Raw genomic sequence first — 22,778 nt, forward strand, 5'->3', positions numbered from 1 at the left:
TTTCGGTGTTTTATATGAATGGAAATTATGATATAATTGTTTGAAAACCGAATTAGGACGAGGATAGTTCAAGTTCACTTGTAATATTTTAAACTAAGTATGTTAAAGTGTAAATGAAGAAATCAGGAGGGATAAAAGTGGATACGAGAGTAAAAGAGGCTTGTGAATACATTACGTCAAATATCAATAACAAGCCAAAGATTGCTTTAATACTTGGCTCAGGATTGGGATTTTTGGCAGACAAAGTGAACAACGCTCGCTCAATAGCTTACAAAGACATTCCAAATTTTCCGTATTCTACCGCACCGGGACATGAGGGAAAGTTGGTTTTCGGAGAGCTCTTTGGAAGAGAGGTTGTTGTGTTGAACGGAAGGTTCCATATATACGAAGGTTGGAATCCTTCTGATATTAAGTTGGTTATTCACACGTTGAAGATGATTGGTGTGGAAAGGATTTTGATTACAAATGCCGCTGGTGCGATAAATACATCTTACAGCCCGGGTGACATAATTTTGGTGAAGGATATAATCAACTTAATGTTCAGGAACCCTCTTAGAGGACCAAATGATAATGACATGGGACCAAGGTTTCCCGATATGCTTGGTGCATTCGATAGAGAGTGGATGGAAAAACTCAAAAATGCTGAGGGACTGAGAGAAGGAGTATACTTAGCTGTTACAGGTCCAACATACGAGACGCCAGCCGAAATAAGAGCATTTAGAAAGCTTGGGGCGGATTTGGTTGGTATGTCAACAGTGCCTGAGCTAATTGTCTGTGCACATGTTGGTATAAAGGCACTTGTGCTTTCGTGTGCGACAAATATGGCAGCTGGCGTATTGGACCAGCCTCTGTCTCATGAAGAAGTTGTCGAAGTTGCAAATATGGTAAAAGGCAGGTTCACAGAGATAGTTCAGAAAGCTTTGGAGGTGCTTTGATGAATAGAGATTTTCTAACAATAGTTGCTGAATTAAACTCAGCAAATAAGGTTCTTGTTGTTGGACATATAATGCCGGACGGTGATGATATAAGCTCCGTGCTTAGCGTAACTCTTGGGTTGAAAAAACTTGGTAAAGAAGTCTTCGCTGGAATTGACTGGAGGATTCCATGGTATTTCTATGAATTTGAAGAGACCAATATAATTAAAACTTTTGATGATATAAAGTCTTCTGGATTTGTTCCTGATGTAGTTTTGGTTGTTGATGCTTCCAGCCCAGATAGGATAGGTAGATTTCAAGAATTCCTTGGTAGCGTGCCGTTGATGGTAATAGACCACCACGGAACGAATACGCTTTTTGGAAATATCAACTGGGTTGATACGAAATTTGGCTCAACGGCACAAATGGTTTACAGACTAAATACCGAGCTTGGCGTTGAGTACGATGAGAGATTGGCAACGATAAATTTGATGGGAATAGCAACAGATACGGGTTTCTTTAGGTACTCGAATGCTGATGAAATAGTATTCAGCGATGCTACAAAACTTGTTTTTTTGGGCGGAAAGGTGTACCTTGTCTCCAGATTGTTTGAGAATAAGAGAATCGAGCAGTTTAAATTGCTTTCGACGATGATAGAGCATTTAAGAATGGAAGCGGATGGAAAAATTGTCTATTCATACCTCTCAAAAACCGATTATGATTCTAATAACTGTACGGAAGATGATAGTGGCGGATTTGTCGGTGAGTTGAGGTCAATTCAAGGGATAGAATTAGCAATTTTCTTTTCGGAATACGAAAATGGTGAAGTGCACATAAGTTTCAGGTCAAAAGATTGGTTTGACTGTAGTAAACTCGCTGTACTCCTTGGTGGAGGGGGGCATCCAAGGGCAGCTGGTTGCACTTTAAAAGGAGATCTGTCTGTGATTGTAGAACAAGTTATTAGGGAAGCTAAGACGATGTTTGTCGCACAGAACAAGGAGATAGAAAAAATAGGTAGGTAGATCCTTATAATTAATAAAAAAATACTTTAACTGAGAGAGTTCATCGCGAGGGGGGAAAATTACGAAACCTCTTTTCAATAATGGTTATGATTTTTCAAGTAATTTGGTCAGAGAGATACATGTTGGACATGAAGTGGTTGACGCGAAATCAGAGCACCCCAAGCTGATAAGAAGTTTTCCGAGCGCTTTTGTTGAGAACTTTGATGATTTTGTTATTAGTATAAATTCATACACATTTTCAAGCAGATTTTTGGTTCCTACAACTGTAGAAATTTCAAGAAAGAATGATTCATGCTTGGTCTTTTTCAACCATTTTGGTGAAAAACCTATTTTAACCGGCAATCAACATTTGATAAGTTTGTCGGAATTAGAACGAACGAAATTAATTAACTCACTCCTCAGAATCGCCAAGTTCGTATTTTTTGATAATATCCCTCCATTTCCTGCGTATACTCTGTACGATATATACGTTTATGCTACAGAATTCTTCTTTTCGCCACCATTTGTATTTAACAATGAAGTGTGGAGACAGGTAATTGAGAATCCACATGTTGTGGGTGATTATATTTTCATAGATGAGGAATTCCTAACAACAGGTCGTTTTAATAAGGCAAGCACGATGAGAATTTTGGCAGATCTGATAGACTTTTTTGACCTGAAGAAAGAATTTACACAGATTAGCAGTAAGATGAGGGCTTTCGAAATTGGTGAGGAAGATTTCATCTATCATGGGAATGAGATAGAATTTGCTCGGAACATTGTGGAAAAGATAGCTTCCGAGAGTTCTTTAAGAGAAGTTTTTTGTATAGACACAAAAGATGTGTACAAAATCTTTAAAGACTATATTTCAGTCGTTGAATACCACATTAGAAAATCTACACAGTATGCTGTTCTGTACCTTGGTAATGATTTTACAAATATTCTTAGACAGCTTCTATCTAAGTATTCGAGTCTTATAGCCGATGAGGAAAAGATTAGCTTAACTAAGTGTCTTTATAATGTTTGCAAATTTGATAGTGTAGTCGAGGAACTAATCCCAATACTGAAGAGATTTAAAAAAATGATACTCATCATCAAGGACTTGGATAATTGTAGCCCGTTAATAAGTAGATTTTTAGGAATACTGGATGATTTAAAAATGGAAGCAGGAGTATTAGCTTTTAAATCGAGTCGTGCAGATGTTGTTTATAATTTAGATGTCGATAGAAGTAATGCAGCACAGGACTTTTCAAGATATGAAACACATATTGAAGAAGCAACCTTAGAACGCGATGATTTGTACATAGCTTTGCTCGGTTATAGATTTAATAAACATGACTTGGCAGTTCTTGAAAAAGTTTTGGGTAAGAGTCTTGAGAGTAATGTTTATAGATTGCAGGCTTCAGGGCTTTTAAGAACGGACGACGGCGAATACATAGTTTCAGAAAACCTCAAAAAAGTTCTCAGCGAAATTGATGAAAAAGAGGTAAGAGAAATTCACCTCAAGCTTGCTAAAGAGTACAGCAAGAGTATTTCGCCTTACACATTAAATTTGAAAAAGGCGGCCGAGCACTACGAGTATGCTGGTTCTAAAACATCGGCTGTGGTTACGTATTTAATGTTTATCAGAAATGCCATGAGCAATTATAACTTTTCTCAAACTGTAATTTTAAACGTTTTCGAAACGCTATGGAATATATTGCAGGATATCAACCGTACTGATCTCTATGCCTTTCACAAGCTGAGGTTGGAATTCGAATATAGAACAAATAAGAAAGTTTTTGATGCTGTCGTCCCAAAAAAGGAAAAGGGAATTTATGCCTATTTGAGAGCATACGAATTATTTGTGAACGAAAAATACACTGAATGTATAGAGTTTATCGATGGCTTGCTCAATTCGGAAAGTTGCACTGACTATGTGCGTTATAATTTAATCTTCCTCAAAGAGAGGGCCTACTTGGTCTTACACGACAGATTGGAAGATGAAAAGCAAATTTCGGATATTGCTCAAAATATAAGCGCTGTCAATCTACCTTGGATGGAACTTAAAGCAAAGATGTTTTGGCTTTTGGGAAACTCAAAATCGTATTCGGATTCGAGGAAAGCAAGAGATTATCTGCAGATGGCGGAGCCCATTGCAAAGGAGCATAATCTCGAACACATATTAATCGATATCTACAACACTCTTGGAATTGTGTATGATGGCACTTTGCTTTCAACGATGTATTTTCAAGAAGCCATACGCACTGCACAAAAGATTGGCTACACAAAACGAGCTTTAGTTCCGCGGCTTAATTTGGTACGTGAGCTTTTGTATTTTGGAAAGTTTGACGACTTGGAAAGAGAACTATCTGGAGTGTCGCTAAGTTTGTCAAATGAGCTCTCCCCGTCAGATAGGGCCTATTTTAACAGATTAAGAGGAATGATATATACTTATTTGAGAAAATATGAAGATGGACTGAAATACTTTGAAGAAGCTTACGAGATTGAAAAGCAACATAATTTGCCACATGCTTCTTTAAGAGCCCGCATACTGCACGAATTAATTTGTGGAAATTACGAAAACGCAAAGACAATAATCATTGAAAATTACGACGATCAAGCAATTCATGTTCGTGGATTCGAGTTCCTTATAAAACTGGTGTTAGCCAAAGATGATAATGAGTTTTTACAGAATTGGCTGGCATACAAAAATTCACCGTACAATTTGTTGAGAGAGGAGATGCTTTTCATATTCTCTGAACAGCTAACAAGACTTGACCCAAAAGGATTTGTGGATGAAATTACAAAATGGGAAAGGTTGTTCGGTTCCCAGCTGGTTAAACTCTCTCTTTTGTATGTGTTGCTTGCTAAAGCAAATTATTATAAGGCTCTCAATAACAGCGTAAAGTTTGAACTTACAAAGCTTGAAATATCAAGGTTGTTATCGGAAATGGGGATCCGTGAAAGTTTTTCAGAATATAGCTTTGACAAATATTCGGAAAGAATACCTTCAAATGAACTTTATCCAATCGCTGATATGCTTTACGTTTTAAAATCCGTTGATTCTGACGTGAGTTTGGAGGATTTTGTGCGAATAACTTCAAATGTTATGGTTAATGTTTTTAAACCTAACAGACTTTATGTTTCGGTTTTGGATAAAAAATACAACTTTGATATATCAGTAGGTTTATTACCAAAGTTTGGTGAAAAATCTTATCTGAACTTCGAACCTGTGGAGGTGTACATAAAAGAGAAAATAGACAAAGATTGCGAATATGCTATTTATATGTCTTCCGAAAGACACGTTCACGATGTCACTGAACAACAGAAACTTATGAACAATGTAATTTTGCTCGAAGAGTTGTTCTCAGGACAGCTGAGAGGGCTGATATATAGAGAGCGCGCTACAATGGATCCGTTAACTGGTTTGTATAACAGGTGGAAATTTAACAGCATATTCGACGAGTATATGCAAAATTCAAAGACTTCAGGCGAAGAATTCAGCGTTTTTCTGTGCGATGTGGACTCTTTCAAAAAAATCAACGATACTTATGGCCATTTAAAAGGCGATGAAGTGTTGAGAGTTTTGGCAAAAATTCTCGAGGAGAACATTGAAAGCGCTGGTATAGTGGCAAGGTACGGCGGAGAAGAATTCGTTGGAATTTTAAAAGGTGACAAAGACAAATGTGTAACACTATGTGAGAATGTGAGAAGGATAATCGAGGATAAATCTGCAGAGTTACTTGGTTTCAAGGTCACTATGAGTTTTGGGATCTCTTCTTGTAGAGAGAAAGAAACAAAATCGGAGATACTTGGCCTTGCTGACCAAAGGCTTTATAAAGCAAAAGAAATAGGAAAGAACAGAGTTTGCTATGACTGACAATTCATTCGAGGTGGGAAGTGTGGATATCATTGAGTTTTTGCATGAAGGTTATTGGAGCAAGGACTACATTGTGGAAATCGATGGATTCAAGAAAATAGCTAAGTTCGTTGATAAAAAGTTAATACCGAGAACTTCAGAAGTTATCTTGAAATCAGAGCTTGGAAGGAATGTAAGAGGACTACTTGTGCCTGATATGTTTGACTTTGAACAAGAGTCGGAGTACATATTTGTGTATTCTATACCTTATTATACTCGTTATGCGGAATATCAAGAAGATGAGAGGCTGGTCTTTTCGTCCATTATTTCAACCCTGAGAAGTCTGCTCCACATTCCTGGTTTGTACATCCCGTTCCTTGGAACTGACGACTTAGTAGTTGTTGACGGTGAAATAAAGGTTTTTCTGCCTTTAGCTCAAAACTTGCAATCTCTATTTAATGAAAAAAGCAAGTACAAATTCTTTGAAGCACCGGAAGTTTCGAAGGGAGAAGTATCTGATAAATCTACTATCTATGTTTTTGGTAGATTGCTCTCTGAGTTTGTTAAAAGTGAAGAGATTAGAGAAATGATAAAACCAATGTTAGGGGACGAGCCGGCTGAAAGGGTTTTCAGTGAAGATGTTCCATTTCAGTATATACCAGAGTCAAAGAAAACATTATCAGTTAGAAGAATTAGGAGAGATGAAGAATACGAAGTGATAAATTTAGTCTTGCAAAACGATCCAGAAACGAAATTTATTGGCTTTATAGGTCCACAACGCGTAGGTAAAACAACTATGATTGAAAATATTCAAAATCAATTTAGGCAACTGAACATACCATTTATGCATGTAGCATCTGGTTCAGACATTGTCGTACAGACTTTGCAATTGGTTTCAGAAAAGATTCCGGAAAAATTATTGGAGAGAATTTCATACTGCCTGGAAAATATCTGTACTATTGATACGATAAGCTTGGATATTGTTGAGGCGCTCCAATATCTCGAAAGAGTAGCTATATTTGTCGATGATTATCAGGAAGCTCCTGAACGTTTGAAAGCATTCTTGAGAAAGATAGCTCAGATAAACAAAACCGGAAATATAAAGATATTGGCATTTTCTGTTGAAGACTCAGAAGATTTTAATACAAGAGTGTTTTTGAATCCGTTCACCAAGGAGTTAATTTCGAAATTGTTAGAAAATTCCTTGGGTGAGATTGAAAAAGAAGACGTATTTGCAGAGTGGCTATATCACTCAACCAAAGGGTTACCTGGAGTTATAGTTGAATACCTCAGATACTTATATGAAATCGATATTTTGAAAAGAGAGCAAGGAAAATATGTTGTCGATATTGACAGGTTATCAGAAGTGAACCTTGGTACTTTTGTTTCTGATCGAGCCGAAAGTTTCAAGAACACAAAAGAAAGATATGTTGCTATACTGGGGCAGAAGTTTGTTGAAGAAGAGGTAAGGAAACTTGAGAGCTTAATTGGTTCGGAAATAGATTTAAGTGTTCTCTACAAAAGCGGTATCCTGTATAGAGAATACGATAAAATTCGCTTTACATTGAAGCAATATTGGGAGGTCTTGTATGAAAGTATTCCAGATGATGAAAAGAAGCAACTGCACGAAAAACTTTCAAGTATTCTCAACGATTATGAGAAAAGAGCGATGCATTTGGAAGCTGTTGGTAGAAAAATTAGTGCAGCGAGAGTGTACTTGGAATACATAAGAGAAATGATGATGTACTACGCATCACCATCTGTAATTTACAGCATCTTGAAAAAGGTTAAAAAGCTTATTGGAAATAAGAATTCTTATGCTCTAATAAAATACGCAGTTGAATTGAGTGAAAGAGTAGAAGACACCTCTTATTGCGCAGATTTGGAGATTCCTAATACAAAGTTGTATGCATATTACTTAGCTTTGAGATATTACAGCGACTATGAATACGATAGAGCTATTGATGTTCTTAATACAGGTACCAATTCAAATGGTTATGGAAAGATAGGTTACATAAAGAGAAACATGCTGAAGCTCAAATCAGAGTTTGAAAAAGACCATAGGCGAAGAGATTTTTATGAAAAGCTGAAGGAATTGGTCAATGGTTTAGAGCCAAAGAATTCAGAATATGCCAAAATTCTTGTCGACTACCACATTTTTTTGGGATTACTCTTCGTTGGTAATTCTCCAAAAGCTATAGAAAACCTCAGAAAGGCTGAAAGAATTGCGCTTGATTTTAATATTGCTCACCGACTGCCCACTATATACAATAATCTTGCTGTTCAGATGTCAAACACCTCTATAACGATGGAATACTTGGAACGTGCAGTCAAAGCAGCGGAAAATATAGGATTACCTGCAAGAAGTTATATGGCACGACTTAATATGTTATACAGCGCGCTTTATGCTGGAAGAATAAGAGAATTTGTTGAAGGCATAATCGAAATTAGAAAGAAAATTGAAATGTTGAATTTACGAAACGAATTCATATACGCGAATTCCTTAGAAGCTTATTATCACGCTTACAATTTTGAATTAGAAGAGGCTCTCGAACATCTCAAAGTATGCCGAGAGAAGTATAAATTGGAAATGAAGGCAGATGAATGTTCAATATATATGATTACCAGACAATTTGACAAACTTAAAGACACGATACTCGATGTTATCAACAGCGATGAGACAGAGGAAGAAGTGCGTAAAGCTATGGAAGTGATATTTTCACTTGAAACTCAAGATTTCACTGCTAACTGGGAGAAGTATGTGAACGCAGGTGGAAAGGTCTTCAGAGAAGAAATCGTCGCAATTTTCGGTAGAAAACTCGCCCAGGAAGTACCGGAAGCTTTTAAAAGGGAACTTGAGTATTTGGAAAGTACTTTCACGCTTGATGGATCACTTTTGTCGTTAGCAATGACTTACGAAGGGTATGGACATTACTACTTTGTCAGAGGTAGTGAGTACAAGGCGAGAGCATATTATTCAAAAGCAGTTACTATTTATAAAGACATAGGTCTGCTGAACGCTTCAAAAAAACTCAGAGAGATGTACCAAGTAAGGTATGATATAGGTGAAGGCTATTTCGAAAATAAAGATTTTCAAAAATTCGCTTACGAGCTGCTCTCAAGCTTAAAAGCGGTTGATCCAAAGACTGATCCCGAAAAGCTTCTTGGCTACTTTGCGTCGAAAATTATTAACGTGTTGCCTGTGAAAGATTTAAGAGTCACTCTTTCCGACAACGTCTTGGATAAGACGTATGAGGTTAGTATAGGTGAGGTTGATGAAAGTCAAAACGGAGAATATATACAAACGGCACCTTTGAAAGTTCAGATTGAAGATTATATCGATAAGAACGCTCGATACACATTCATTATTCAGAATAAGAATGTTAAACTGCCAGATGATTATAGATTGCAGATTCTTCCAATCTTAGAGCTTATAGAGTATGCTATGACAGCCGTGCTCAAGGGTACTCTATCTCGTTTGAGAAGTTTGATAGATCCACTTACAAAGCTTTACACAAGGTACTATTTTTCAGATGTATTGCTTTATTACTTTGAAAAAGCATTTAACGAAAAGGGTGAACTTACCGTTGTAATGTGCGATATAGATAATTTTAAGAAAATAAACGATACTTACGGACATTTGACGGGTGATGAAGTACTAAAAGAGATTGCAAAAGTGCTGAGAGAGCACGTAAGAACCACAGATGTGGTTGGAAGATTCGGCGGTGAAGAGTTTATAATCTTGTTCCCCTCAACAGGATTAGAAGATGCTATAAACATTGTTGAAAGATTGAGACGTCATATTAGAGAAATTGCGGGATTCCCATTTAATATATCGCTTAGTTTTGGTGTTGCGAATTATCCAAAATGTCAAGTCTTTAAATCTGAAGAGTTAATACAAAAGGCTGACATCGCGCTGTACAACGCAAAGAATACTGGAAAGAATAAAATAGTTGTTTATACGGAGGGAATGACAGGTGGATTACACGCATGATTTTGAGAAAGTTAGAAGAATAGATAAAAAGATAGTCTATAAGCTTTGGGACTTAGGATGTGATCTGTATTTTGAGGAAAGCTTAGCGCACCATGTCAATTTCAGATTAGGGGGCAATGTTCCTCTTTTAATCGTTCCGAACAATAAGATTGGACTCATCGAAACGTTAAAGCTATTGAAGTGCGAAGAATTTGATTATAGAATACTTGGCAATGGTACAAATATCATCCCAACGGACAAGAGCAAAGATTTTGCCGTAATTTCAACTGAAAGGATTAATGAAGTTAGAATAAAAGAAGGAATTGTATACGCCTCAGCTGGCGTATCTTTTAAATCACTATGTTTGGCTGCATCGGAGAATTCATTATCTGGGTTAGAAAAAGCTTACGGTTTACCTGGAAGCGTCGGCGGTGCTATTTATATGAACGCAGGATGCTATGGTTGGGAAACCGCAGAAAATGTTGTCAGCATAGAAGTCTTTGATGGAAATGAGATATTTGAAATGAAACCCGACGAGGCGAAATTTGGGTACAGAAATAGTGTATTTAAGAATGAGAGATCACTGATAATTCTTGGGGCTAAATTCAGACTCGCTCACGGTAAGAAAGATGAGATTTTGGAATTGATGACTGAAACGATGAGGAAACGATATGAGAAGCAACCGTTAGAATATCCGAGTGCAGGCAGTGTATTCAAGAGACCGAGACCAGATTTTTACGTCGGCACTGCGATAGAGTCTTTGGGGTTGAAAGGCTATCAAATCGGTGGAGCTCAAGTTTCTGAAAAGCATGCGGGATTTATAATAAACAAGAACAATGCAACCGCTTCGGATGTTTTGAAACTCATAGATTTCATAAAAACAAAAGTAAAAGAACACTACAACGTAGAGCTTGAAACAGAAGTGGAAATATGGGATTAATATGTGATTTTAATAATCTTGGAGGTGTTGATATGGGAATGAACGAACTTGTTTGGAAAAAGAGAACCCGAGAAGAGATTGAGCATTTTTCTGATGACTACAAAAGATTTATCGAATTTGCGAAGACAGAGCGTCTTGCAATTGAGTATTTTGAGAAACTCTTGCAGCAGAACGGTTTTGTATCGATGGAAGAAACGGCAAGCAATTTTGATAAGGTTTTTTATATCAACCGTGGCAAGTCACTTGTCGCAATAAAAGGAGACATTTCAAAAGGTGTCAACTTTATCGCAGCTCATGTCGATGCTCCTCGCATCGATTTGAGGACATATCCTCTGTATGAAGATAGTTCGATCGCTTTAGCAAAAACACATTACTATGGTGGCGTAAAGAAGTACCAATGGTTCAGTTTACCACTGGCATTGGTTGGAGTTGTTGTCAAGGAAAGTGGAGAAAAAATAGATGTATGTATAGGTTGCGACGAGAAAGATCCTGTCTTGGTTATCCCCGACCTTCTCCCGCACCTTGACAAGGAAGATAAAAAAGTCAGTGAACAGTTTAGAGCCGATAAGATGAACGTAATTCTCGGCTCGATACCACTTGATGGTGAAGAAAAGGAGCCTGTAAAGAAATACGTGCTTAAACTCTTGAAAGAGAAATACAACATAGATGATGAGGACTTTGTCAGTGCGGATCTTGAATTGGTTCCAGCTTTAAAGCCAAGAGATGTCGGTATAGATGCAAGCTTTGTTGGGGCATATGGACATGATGATAGGATATGTGCTTATCAAGCTGTAATGGCACTTTTGGCTGCTGAACCAAAAGAGAAGGCATTGGGGGTAATTCTGTTTGATAGGGAGGAAATCGGCAGCGAAGGTGATTCTGGAGCTCAGGCACGTTTTTATAAGGCTTTTTTGAGAAAGTTGTTGGTGTTGAAAGGTGTCAGAGACACTGAAAGCGCACTCGATGACGTGATAAAGAATTCGACAGTTTTGTCAGCAGATGTAACAACACTCTTTGATCCTTCTTTCCCAGACGTACATGATAAACTTAACGTTGCAAAAGCAGGCTATGGTGTTGCATTGGTGAAATATACGGGCAGAGGTGGAAAAGGTGGAGCAAGTGAAGCTCACGCTGAATTAGTAGCAAGGGTCAGGGGTATTCTTAACAAGAATGGTATTTCGTGGCAAGTAAGTTTGCTCGGAAAAGTAGATGTTGGCGGTGGTGGTACAGTTGCGAAATTCTTAGCGCAAGAAGGATTTAATACAATCGATATAGGTCCTGGACTGATGAGCATGCACGCACCATTCGAGCTTGTATCAAAAGCTGATTTGTATGAAACGTACTTAGCATTCAAAGTACTTATAGAAGAGTTATAACAGGCACGCAGGGGTGAAAGCATGGAAGGAAAGGCGTTCACAGAAGAAAAAAATTTAGAGGAGTTGCTGAGAGCAATTTGCTTTAGAATCCGTGTCCACGGCCGAGAAGCTTTGAAGAATTATAGCATAACCTCTGCACAATTTGATCTACTTCAGAGAGTGTATTTCAACGGTCCGCAGACTATGACTAAGCTGAGCCAAATGCTTGGAATAGCTAAGAGTACTACAAGTGGTTTGGTCATGAGGTTGGTGAGAGATGGATTTTTGAACAGAACAAGAGACCAAAAGGACAAGAGAATTTTCAAAGTTGAGATAACTGTTCTTGGTGAAGAAGTGATTAAGGCTGTCATTAAGAAGAGGGAAGAATATATTGGGACGATAATACGCAAACTTCCAGAAAAGAAGAGAGAAGAAATAAGAGAATCTCTGGAGATTTTATACAAACTTATGCAAGAGGAGGAATAATTGTTGATTTTTAATTTTTAATGTGCGTTAAGGAGGTTAGAATCTTTGAGGATTCTCAGGATCATTTTACTACTTATTTTGACATTTCAATTCAGTGCTTTTTCTTTAACGATTGAAGCTCCGAGTGGTAGTATGGTCTACTACAATGGAAAGTTGATAGGTACAATAAAAGAAAAAAGTATATCCTTTCAAGCAACATTTCCGGGAGAGCTGAAAGTAGTAAAGCCTGGATACGTTACCTTTGAAAAGATAATAACGGAAGACGGTACAATAACTGTGAATTTACAACTGCCAGCATTTCTGAACATTACGTTAAGCCCACAGAATTCTTTAGTTTTCATCGACAACGAAATGCTGAAAACTGAAAGCGATTCAACAAGCTTGCGCCTTCAAATAACGCCCGGGGTACATGAAATAAAGGTCATTGCCCCGGATTTTATGCAAAAATCTCTTAAAGTGGAACTTTCGCCGTATGAGGAGAAGTATCTTGATATATCTTTAAAAAGGACTGTAACTTTAAAACTCACTTCGGATAAACCAGTTAAAGGTGCAATCATAAACAACATGATTTTAGACTTGCCGGCTCAGATTGAGGTACTGCCAGGTAAGTACAAGCTCTACTTACCACAGAATTTCGTAAAAAGTATACAAGAGATAGAAGTTCCAGCTTATGATGAATACTCAGTGAATATAGACACTTCTGAATTTCGAAAACTTTCTTTGAGTGGAAAGCCAGAGAAAGCTTACGTAAAGATTGGAAATGATATATTTAAGCTACCACTGGAGAAGTTATTACCAGAAGGTGTTTATGCTTTAGAGATATTTGCAGAAGGCTTCTTTCCGTATAAGACCGTTGTTAATTTAAAAAACGACTACACCCTCTTTTACAGTCTCCAACCAGTACAAGAGATCGCGATGAGTGAAATTGCGAGCGACGCTCTTTTTTACGATTTATATGAGGTTCTATTTGACGGATATGAGCGGAAGTTATTACAGAAAAGGTCTTGGTTAACATCAATTAGAGAAAGAAGAACCGATAAAAGGGAACTTATCTGGGTTGGATTCAGTGATGGTTCCTTAAAGAGGTTACCAAATACTGTCCCAATAGTCATAACTTCGAAGATAAATCTCTATTACGATAGCATCGTCTTCCAAGGACCTGGAATTATACAGGTTGAAAAGGGTAGCGTTGTACGTTTTAGTGACGCAAAGGGTGTTTTGGAAGGCAGACAATTTAAAGCTGAAAAACTGACAGTTATAGATGATGGTACGAGATGTTTGGTTAATATTTATTCTGAACAAACGTGCGATGTTTACTGGGATAATGTATTCATTGGAAAAACACCGATATACTTATTCGTGACAACAGCGGGCGAACACAAGATTTCTTTTGTAAAGAATGGGATAACGATTGAGAATAAAGTAATAAACATTGACTCTGGTGTCCTGAATGAAATTGTCTTGCAAAAATAGAGAAAAACAAAAAGCCGAGGTGAGTCTCTATGATACTAAGAAAGTTTTTGATTATAACAGCTGTTCTCATTTTTCTAAATTCGGTCTTTCCCGCGACGATTAAAGATCTATCGCCTTCCGCTGCTGATTATAAGGCTGTAAATTTTCTTGTCGATGAGAAGATTATGGACGTTGACGCAAACAGTAATTTCAAACCATCTCTGCTAGTTACCAAACTTGATTTGGCAAGATATCTTTATGCACTCGTGAATAGGTATAATCTAATTGGACGCACAGAAGACTACAGTGATTCTATTAAGAGACTTGAGGCAAGAATCTCAGCTCTTGAGAAGCAAATGGAAAACATACCTAAAACGAGTTCAGCTGGTGTGAGTATCCCCCAGATTACAGCTTTACAAAATGAAATAAGTGACTTAAAGAAAAAGATTGCAAATTTAGAGAACACTTCGGTAAGTTCTACAAACGTTTCAAAAAGCATTGAACAGTCACTGACCCCTGTTCAAAATGATTTATCCAACCTTACTAAGAGGTTGACGAGTCTCGAAAATAAAGTCAATACACTTCCTCAACCGAAAGATTATTCTAAGGATATAGAGTCTATAAATTCAAGAATTACAAATCTTGAGAAAATAACCAGCAGTCTACCTCAACCGAAAGATATTCAGCAGCTAAATGAAAGAATAAATAACCTGAACAATTTAATTAACCGGGCTAACGATGAAATAGCTGGACTCAAAACTGAAATCAGAAGCGAAATCAAGACTGAGATAGAAAATGTTTCGACGAAAATTGACAGTAATTATCAACAGCAACTTGCCGAGATGGAAAAACTGAGACTCAGGGTTCAAAAACTGGAAGAAGTGATAAATAAAGGTGACGATTTTTTAAGAAGACTTGATGCGATAGATGCATTAACTCTTGTTAATATGTTTTCAACGGTTCAAGTGCTTTACAACAGGTTTGACCAAATCGAAGATAGGTATACGAAACTGGAAAATAAGATATCTGAGATTTCTGTCGAACAGCAGTACGTAATGAGTGAAATAGCAAAGGTATCTTCAAGTACTGACAAATTGCAAAATATGGATAATAGGGTGCAAAATGCCGAAAAGATAGCCATCGAATCAACACAAAGAGTTGATTCAATGAGTTTGGAATTGTCAAAAATTAAGAGCGAACTTGAAACTACAAGAATAATAGCGATAAGTGCTGTTGTACTTGCTGCAGTCCTCGGTATAGTTATTTTATTGAAATAGCAAGCGTAAAGGTGATAACGAGTGCTGGGACTTGCACTTCAAGCGGGTGGAGTTAAAGGCTTTTCTCATATAGCCACCTTAAAGATTTTTGAAGAATGTCGAGCACGGCCAGATGTTATATCTGGTTCATCAGCCGGTTCAATAGTTGGTGGTCTGTACGCAATTTACACGAATGCTGATGCAGTATACGATATATTTGCAAAGACAGTGAAGAAATTTCTGAGAAGGCAGAAGACTAAGCCTGAACCGATTATGAACTTGGAAATGACAATTAAAGAATCTCTCTATTCATTGGATGAATATTATGAATTCTTTAAAGAACTCTTTGGAAAGACTAAGTTTTCGGAGCTAAAGATTAAATTGTTAGTAATTGCTTTCGATTTATCAGAAATGAAGAGTATGATAATTGACGAAGGTTTTCTTGTTGACGCTGTTCTTGCAAGCTGCACAGTTCCTGGAGTTTTCGAGCCAACTTATGTTGCAGGTAACAAAATGCTTGATGGCGGTGTGCTATCACCTGTTCCTGCTAAGGAGTTGAAGTACTACGGTGCTGATAAAATAGTTGCGAGCGTTTTTGAAGAGAACGTTCCTAATTATACGACATATGCCGATTTGATGCTTGTTGTTGACTGGTTAAAAGAAAGACAAATTATAAACAATGCAGTGAACTACGTGGACTTCTGTTTCAAATATCCAATTTCAGTTGGTTGGAGGGATTTTGACAAATGTGATAAGGTTTACTATGATGCTCTTAATGTTGCAAGGAGTGTGAAAGATGAGTTTCAGAGTTTCCTTGGGCGGTGATGTGATACATTACCTCGGAGCTGTGGGGTTCTTTAGAGCTCTCGACGAATCAAATATCTTAAACAACGTAGAGATCCATTGTAGTGGTTTCTCCTGTATTCCTGCCATTGTCTACCTCACCAAACCACAATCATCATACAACATTCTTTCAAATGCTTGGGCAGAAGCGCAAAAGGTTTTCAAAAATGCAGCTTTAACTTCTTTAGATGAGCTTTCTAAGAATATCCTATTGCTTTATAAGATGAGTACAGTTATCAATAAAGAGTCATCAAAGAAGAGAATTCAAGAATTTGTCGAAAAGTTTGTCCCATCCTGTGAGATAGCAGAAAGTGACAATGTTAAGGTTCACGCATTCGATGTTTCAACAAATAAGGACGTGATTCTTTATGGAAATTCAAAAGACCTCTTGCTGAAAGCCTTACCATACCCTTTAGATTTTGCTCCTGTGGAAAATTTCATTTCTTCAAGTTGGGTATTTGGTATTTCGGAAGGTGATGGTATAATATATCTCGATTGGATTGAAAGAAATACGCCTAAGCGAGCCACTGATTATCTCCTTCTCGCAACATTCGCAAGAACATCAGCCCTTGTAAATGAGAAGTTACAGAGGGCAAGATTTCCCTACAGAATTCGCTTATCAAATTCGAAGGACGATTTCAGAATAATCAGCCTAAAGTTTTATCAGATAGGACAGGAATTGGCAGGAGCTATCAAAAACGTTTAATTGGGAGGTGGACATATGAAAAGGCTTTTTAGAATTGTTTCCTTAATTGTTGTAAGCATTGTTATAGTAGCAGTCCTTACAGCTCAAACAACGACGACAACCACCACAACGACACAGAAAAAATCAAAAACCGTTAGGGTATCCGCGGATTACGTTGAACCAAAAAGCGATGTAATCTACTACAAGGGAAGAGTCTTTGTCAATATCGATGAAGACAAAGTGAGCGTAAAAACGACAGAGATGTATGTAAAGAAGGTAGGAGACAAGTGGAAGACCGTCGAGATACCTGTAAAAGCGGAATTTTCCTTCGATGGCGGAAGTGCTACCACAGAAAAAATGACTTACGATTTGGATAATCGCACTGGAACTTTGACAAATTCGACAGTTACAATAGTGGATTCGAAAAGCAACGAAAAGATAATAATAATTACCGATACGCTTAACTATGATTTGGAAAACGATCGGTACAACGGAACTAAAAAAGGGGGCGTAAGCATAACAAAGGGTGATATAACCGCTGTTGCCGATAGATTTGAGTACGATAAAAAGAAAGGCGAACTTTCTCTGTTCGGAGCAGTTGTCATAAACGATCCTAAGAAAGGCGTAAAGATGACAGCTTCAGATGCGGTCATCTACACAGAGAAAAACGATATGAAGGCTAACAACGCAAACATCGAACTTAAAGTCGATTAGGTTGATTGAATTGTTTCCACAAACTCAAAGATGAGGGATGAGCGTGAAGAGAATTATAATATCTGGCCCAACGGCATCTGGAAAGACAGATATAGTTGTTGAACTGTCTAAAAGGATTCCAATCGAAGTTATTTCTATGGATTCGAGGCAAATTTACAAATATATGGACATTGGGACGGCAAAGCCTGATCCTTATCAATTAACCCTTGTTAAACATCACATGATAGATATAATAGAGCCAAATGAGTATTTTAATGCATTTTTGTATCAAAAGGAAGCTAAAGAGATAGAAAAGGAGATTTTGGAGCGAGGAAAAATTCCAATTTATGTTGGTGGTACTGGACTTTATATTGATGCATTAGTAAAAGGCTTTTTTGAGGGTGTATCACGCGATGAGAACATACGTAAAGAGTTGAGCAAACTAAATGAACAAGAACCCGGTATATTAAGAAAAATGCTCGAAGAATTTGACCCTCAAGCTGCATCACACATACATCCTCAAGATATAAAAAGGACTATACGAGCACTCGAGGTTTACTTGAAGACTGGTAAGAGAATTTCCGAACTCCAGAAACAGCAACCAACAGAGGATTTTATTTTATTAGTGCTAAATCCAAAAAGGGAGGAGCTCTACGAGAGAATTAATCACCGTGCTGAGAAAATGATAGAGCATGGTCTTATCGATGAGGTTAAGAACTTGGTGGAAAAGTACGGTGATAACCTCGAATCTTTCAAAACAATCGGATATCGAGAAATTATCGATTACCTCAACGGTGTTTACAGTCTTGAAACAGCTATTCATTTAATAAAACGCAACACAAGACATTATGCGAGGCGCCAAATAATATATTTGAGAAGGTTCAACAATGCTATTTGGATTGAGCCAGACAAAGACACTGTGGAAAATATCGAGAACATAATCAGGAAAGAATACACTCTTTAAGGCTTTTCTTCAATCAATCCTCGACATTGGAGCGATCCTCAAGTAGGACTGAAAAAACGACAGAGGTGAAAGACATGGAATCGCTTTACAGGAAGTACAGACCTTCAACCTTCCGGGAAATTGTTGGCCAAGGACATATAAAAAAGCTGTTGAAAAATGCGTTGGAAAAGAGGACTCTTAGCCACGCTTACATCTTCGCAGGACCGCGAGGTACTGGAAAGACAACAACAGCGAGGATTCTCGCAAAGTCACTGAACTGTGAGAAGAACCAATTTGGTGAACCGTGTAACGAGTGCGCATCGTGTAAATCAATAGACAACGGTTCTCATCTTGATGTCGTTGAACTTGACGCAGCTTCAAACAGAGGCATTGATGAGATTAGAAAGATTAGAGACGGGGTCAACTTTACTCCAGTAATGGGAAAGTATAAAGTTTATATAATCGATGAAGTCCACATGCTGACACGTGAAGCTTTCAATGCGCTATTAAAGACTTTGGAAGAACCACCTGAGCACATCCTCTTTGTACTTGCAACGACAAATCCTGAGAAGATCCCGCCAACGATTATCTCCAGATGCCACGTTTTGGAATTTAGAAATATTTCAAAAGAAGACATTGTGCAAAGGTTAAAGGAAGTGTGTGAAAGCGAAGGATTTGACGTTACCGAAGAAGCTTTGGAAAAGATTAGTAAAAAGGCAGCTGGCGGTTTGCGTGATGCTCTGTCTATCTTAGAACAGGTAGTACGCTATGCAGGTGGCGAAGTAACTTCAGAAGTAGTAGAAGAAGCTTTGGGTTACGTTAGCGAAGATGTTTTGATGAGGTTTTTGGATGCTTTGTTTAGCGGGGATGGTCATACTGTAGAAAATGTGCTCGATGAAGTATATATAGAACGCGGTGATTTTGATACATTTTTAACGCAGCTTGTTGAATATGCTGTCGAAAAGAAGGATTACGAACATATAAAAATAGCAACCAAGATTTACGACATTCAAAAAGAGCTTAAGAACGCTGAAGAAAAGTTGATAGTCGCAAAGTTGCTATTTTTAAATCTCGTCGCTGAAACAAGAAATATCGAAAAGCCTAAAGAATCAAGAGTCCCAACCTTGGAGACTTCAAAGAGTAAAGAAAACTTAATTAAAAGTGCTAAGCCTGAAACGAAAGAGATTAAACCAAGCATTGATAAGCTCATAAATGTGAATGAAGTTGCTGAAAATATCGTTGATGGCGATGTTGCCCATGGGAATAAGGAAGAGATCAAACGCTCTGAAACGGGACAAGAACAGGAAAGTGTAAGTTTCATACCTGCTGCTACGAACGAAATTTCCAGCTCAAAAATGAAGTTAGTTACTAAAGAAATTTTAGATGACTTAAAGCTTAACGGAGATCTTTCGATTTATGTTGGTTTATCTCTTGCAACTGTTTATGAACTCGATGATGTTGTCAGAATTGTATTTGATAAATCCAAGCAGTTCAGTTATGAAATATTGAAGGAAAAGAAAGAACAGATAGAAATTTTGTATTATCAAAAATCTGGCAAGAAAAGAGAAGTGAAAATTGAGCTCTCAGACGATGATCATGATCCTGTCTTGGAAAAATTGAAAATGTTACTTAGCTGATTTACAAAAAGAGGGGGGAATGGGTATGCTCGATATATATGATGTTATTAATAAGGCAAAGTCAGCAAGAGCTACGGACATACATATATCAGCTGGTAATCCACCTATCATACGCGTAGACGGTTTTTTGTCGAGAATGCAAGGATATCAACCATTGAGTGCCGAGGATGTTTCTTATGCGGTTAAATCTCTCTTAGAGTCTGAAGACGTTATAGCTGATTCCAAAGAGACTGATTTCTCTTTCGGCTTCCAAGATGTTAGAATAAGGGCCAACCTTTATTACGAGCGCGGGAATCCTGCACTTGCACTGAGAATTATCACAAAGCGAATTCGAACATTCGAAGAACTGGGATTACCGAGCATTTTAAGGGACTTTTGCGATAGAGATACTGGATTAGTTATCGTAACAGGTCCAACTGGTAGTGGTAAATCGACAACATTAGCAGCTATGATAGACTACATAAATTCAAAGTACGCATATCATATAATAACAATTGAAGACCCGATAGAATACGTCTTCGAAAATAAGAATTCCTTGATTCACCAAAGAGAAATTGGTAGAGATACGGAATCTTTTGCTGACGGCTTGAAGTACGCACTCAGGCAAGACCCAGATATCATACTCGTTGGAGAAATGAGAGATTTGGAGACGATTTCTTTGGCATTGACAGCTGCCGAAACAGGGCATCTCGTTTTCGCAACTTTGCATACAAACTCAGCAGCAACAGCTCCAGAAAGAATAGTTGATGTATTTCCTGCTCATCAACAAAAGCAGGTATCATTACAGCTAGCAAATACATTGGTAGGCGTTGTATATCAAAGGTTAGTACCTAAAAAGACATCAGGTATGATGCCTATCGTCGAGGTCTTAGTCGCGAACAGTGCTGTGAAGAATCTAATAAGAGAAGGAAAAATACACCAGATAGAGAGCATAATGCAGACAGCTCAAAAATTAGGAAACATACTTTTCGATGATGCGCTTCTCAAAGCATATTTCTCAGGCGAGATAAGCAAAGAAGTAGTTGTGGGATTTGCAAGGAATCCAGAGGAGGTGGCTAAAAAAGTAGGATGGACAGGAGTTTGATGGAGAGCATAAGGAATTGGGTAAACGAGACTCTAAGTGAATTAGAGAAGAAGCTCATGGAAAACCTCGAGCTGAAGGATATGATTAAGGTTTCATCGGATTTTACTAAGTATAAAGAGCTCGGTGAACTCATAAACGAGTATTTTAATCTCTTGGATGAAATAGAATTGTGGAGAGAAGAGCCTGGTAGTGAAGATGAGATATCAAAACTTGAGAGAAAAATCGAGGGACTTTCAAATGAAATTCTTGCTCTCTTGCTTCCAGATGATGAATTTAGAGACAGAAATGTCTTCTTAGAAATCAGAGCGGGAACGGGAGGCGAAGAGGCTGCGCTTTTTGCTGGTGACCTGCTAAGGATGTACCTTAGGTATGCAGAATCAAAAGGCTGGGATACCGAGATACTTGATGAAAGCAAATCCGACCTTGGTGGATACAAGGAAGTGGTGATTAGAATAAAAGGAAAAAATAGTGGGACGTATATGAAATATGAACGAGGTGTTCACAGAGTTCAAAGAGTACCGGTTACAGAATCTGGTGGGAGGATTCACACATCAACTGCCACCGTCGCAGTTTTACCAGAAATTAAAGATGTAGATGTGTATATAGACCCAAAGGATTTGAGAATAGATACCTATAGAGCAAGTGGTGCGGGAGGACAGTATGTTAATAAAACCGAGTCTGCAATTAGAATTACTCATATCCCAACGGGTATTGTTGTTACATGTCAATCTGAAAGGTCCCAGCTGCAGAATAAAGAAAGAGCGATGATGGTTTTAAGGGCAAAACTTTACGAATTAGCAAGAAGAGAGCAAGAGGAGAAGATGTCTTCTGAAAGGAAGAACCAGATTGGAAGCGGAGAGAGAAGCGAAAAGATACGTACGTACAACTTCCCGCAAAACAGGGTTACTGATCATAGAATTAACCTTACAATCTATAACCTTCAGGCTGTGCTTGACGGCAACCTTGATTTGATTATTCCAAAACTAATGCAGTATGACATAGAAGAACAGTTGAAAGGTCTTGGCATAATTCAAGAAGTGGAGGGAGAATGATGCTATACGTTGTTGACCATCCTTTGGTAAAACATAAACTTACCATAATGCGAAAAAGGGACACAGGACCAAAGGAATTCAGAGAATTGCTCAGAGAGATAACTTTACTCATCGCTTACGAAGCGACAAGGCACATTGAAGTGTTCGAAATGGATGTTGAAACACCTTTAGAAAAGACGAAGGGTTACTACATAAACGATAAAGATATAGTCATAATACCTATATTAAGAGCTGGGCTTGGAATGGTTGATGGGATACTTCAACTACTTCCGAACGCATCGGTTGGCCACATCGGTATTTACAGAGACCCGCAGACGTTGAAAGCTGTTGATTATTATTTTAAGACACCTAAGCTCAACGATAAGAGTGAGATATTTATCTTGGATCCGATGCTTGCGACAGGTGTATCTGCAATCGATGCGATAACGAAAGTTAAAGAATTGGGAGGTAAGCAAATCACTTTCATTTCTTTAATCTCATCCCCTGAAGGTGTGAAAGCACTCGAGGATGCTCATCCAGATGTTGATATCTACACTGCTTCACTTGACAGAGAATTGAACAACCACGGATATATATTGCCAGGACTTGGCGACGCTGGGGACAGATTGTTTAGAACGAAATGA

Annotated in this window: 17 protein-coding genes; all 17 read left to right on the forward strand. The window is 37.9% G+C overall.

Annotated features, from left to right (window positions below):
• The first annotated feature begins 137 nt into the window (after positions 1–137).
• Positions 138–935 (forward strand): purine-nucleoside phosphorylase, encoded by a 798-nt coding sequence (locus IB67_RS02180; RefSeq protein ID WP_084634334.1) that lies wholly within the window; start codon positions 138–140, stop codon positions 933–935.
• Complete coding sequence (locus tag IB67_RS02185; RefSeq protein ID WP_498875412.1) at positions 935–1,936, forward strand: DHH family phosphoesterase; 1,002 nt, start codon at positions 935–937, stop codon at positions 1,934–1,936. The genes IB67_RS02180 and IB67_RS02185 overlap by 1 nt, the downstream gene beginning before the upstream one ends.
• 133 nt (positions 1,937–2,069) lie before the next feature.
• Entirely contained in the window at positions 2,070–5,777 is a 3,708-nt protein-coding gene (locus tag IB67_RS02190) for a diguanylate cyclase (protein ID WP_424695476.1), read from the forward strand.
• Between the two features lie 22 nt (positions 5,778–5,799).
• Complete coding sequence (locus IB67_RS02195; protein ID WP_498875413.1) at positions 5,800–9,750, forward strand: GGDEF domain-containing protein; 3,951 nt, start codon at positions 5,800–5,802, stop codon at positions 9,748–9,750.
• On the forward strand, positions 9,734–10,669 hold the full coding sequence (murB, locus tag IB67_RS02200; RefSeq protein ID WP_084634336.1) for a UDP-N-acetylmuramate dehydrogenase: 936 nt from the start codon (positions 9,734–9,736) through the stop codon (positions 10,667–10,669). The genes IB67_RS02195 and murB overlap by 17 nt, the downstream gene beginning before the upstream one ends.
• A gap of 32 nt (positions 10,670–10,701) precedes the next feature.
• Positions 10,702–12,045, forward strand: coding sequence for an aminopeptidase (locus IB67_RS02205; protein ID WP_072758387.1), 1,344 nt, complete (start codon positions 10,702–10,704; stop codon positions 12,043–12,045).
• Between the two features lie 21 nt (positions 12,046–12,066).
• A complete protein-coding gene (locus IB67_RS02210; RefSeq protein ID WP_072758389.1) occupies positions 12,067–12,510 on the forward strand; it encodes a MarR family winged helix-turn-helix transcriptional regulator in 444 nt (147 codons plus the stop codon).
• A 45-nt stretch (positions 12,511–12,555) separates the two neighbouring features.
• Positions 12,556–13,983, forward strand: a complete 1,428-nt coding sequence (locus IB67_RS02215; protein ID WP_072758391.1) for a peptidase associated/transthyretin-like domain-containing protein — start codon at positions 12,556–12,558, stop codon at positions 13,981–13,983.
• A gap of 29 nt (positions 13,984–14,012) precedes the next feature.
• The gene (locus IB67_RS02220; RefSeq protein ID WP_072758393.1) at positions 14,013–15,239 is read left to right on the forward strand and encodes an S-layer homology domain-containing protein; all 1,227 of its coding nucleotides are present in this window, start codon (positions 14,013–14,015) and stop codon (positions 15,237–15,239) included.
• A 21-nt stretch (positions 15,240–15,260) separates the two neighbouring features.
• Positions 15,261–16,043, forward strand: a complete 783-nt coding sequence (locus IB67_RS02225; RefSeq protein ID WP_072758395.1) for a patatin-like phospholipase family protein — start codon at positions 15,261–15,263, stop codon at positions 16,041–16,043.
• Positions 16,015–16,767: a hypothetical protein gene (locus IB67_RS02230; protein ID WP_072758397.1), complete on the forward strand. Its 753-nt coding sequence runs from the start codon at positions 16,015–16,017 to the stop codon at positions 16,765–16,767. The genes IB67_RS02225 and IB67_RS02230 overlap by 29 nt, the downstream gene beginning before the upstream one ends.
• A gap of 15 nt (positions 16,768–16,782) precedes the next feature.
• Positions 16,783–17,460: an organic solvent tolerance protein OstA gene (locus IB67_RS02235; protein ID WP_339746143.1), complete on the forward strand. Its 678-nt coding sequence runs from the start codon at positions 16,783–16,785 to the stop codon at positions 17,458–17,460.
• Between the two features lie 43 nt (positions 17,461–17,503).
• Entirely contained in the window at positions 17,504–18,403 is a 900-nt protein-coding gene (gene miaA, locus IB67_RS02240) for a tRNA (adenosine(37)-N6)-dimethylallyltransferase MiaA (protein ID WP_072758401.1), read from the forward strand.
• Positions 18,404–18,477: 74 nt separating this feature from the next.
• On the forward strand, positions 18,478–20,019 hold the full coding sequence (gene dnaX, locus IB67_RS02245; protein ID WP_072758403.1) for a DNA polymerase III subunit gamma/tau: 1,542 nt from the start codon (positions 18,478–18,480) through the stop codon (positions 20,017–20,019).
• 25 nt (positions 20,020–20,044) lie between these two features.
• Positions 20,045–21,103 carry a type IV pilus twitching motility protein PilT gene (locus IB67_RS02250; RefSeq protein WP_072758405.1) on the forward strand — a complete coding sequence of 353 codons (1,059 nt, stop codon included), beginning with the start codon at positions 20,045–20,047 and terminating at the stop codon, positions 21,101–21,103.
• Positions 21,103–22,155 (forward strand): peptide chain release factor 1, encoded by a 1,053-nt coding sequence (gene prfA / locus IB67_RS02255; protein WP_178137743.1) that lies wholly within the window; start codon positions 21,103–21,105, stop codon positions 22,153–22,155. The genes IB67_RS02250 and prfA overlap by 1 nt, the downstream gene beginning before the upstream one ends.
• Complete coding sequence (gene upp, locus IB67_RS02260; protein ID WP_084634337.1) at positions 22,155–22,778, forward strand: uracil phosphoribosyltransferase; 624 nt, start codon at positions 22,155–22,157, stop codon at positions 22,776–22,778. The genes prfA and upp overlap by 1 nt, the downstream gene beginning before the upstream one ends.

It is taken from the genome of Fervidobacterium riparium (genome assembly GCF_025370035.1).
GTDB lineage: Bacteria > Thermotogota > Thermotogae > Thermotogales > Fervidobacteriaceae > Fervidobacterium > Fervidobacterium gondwanense.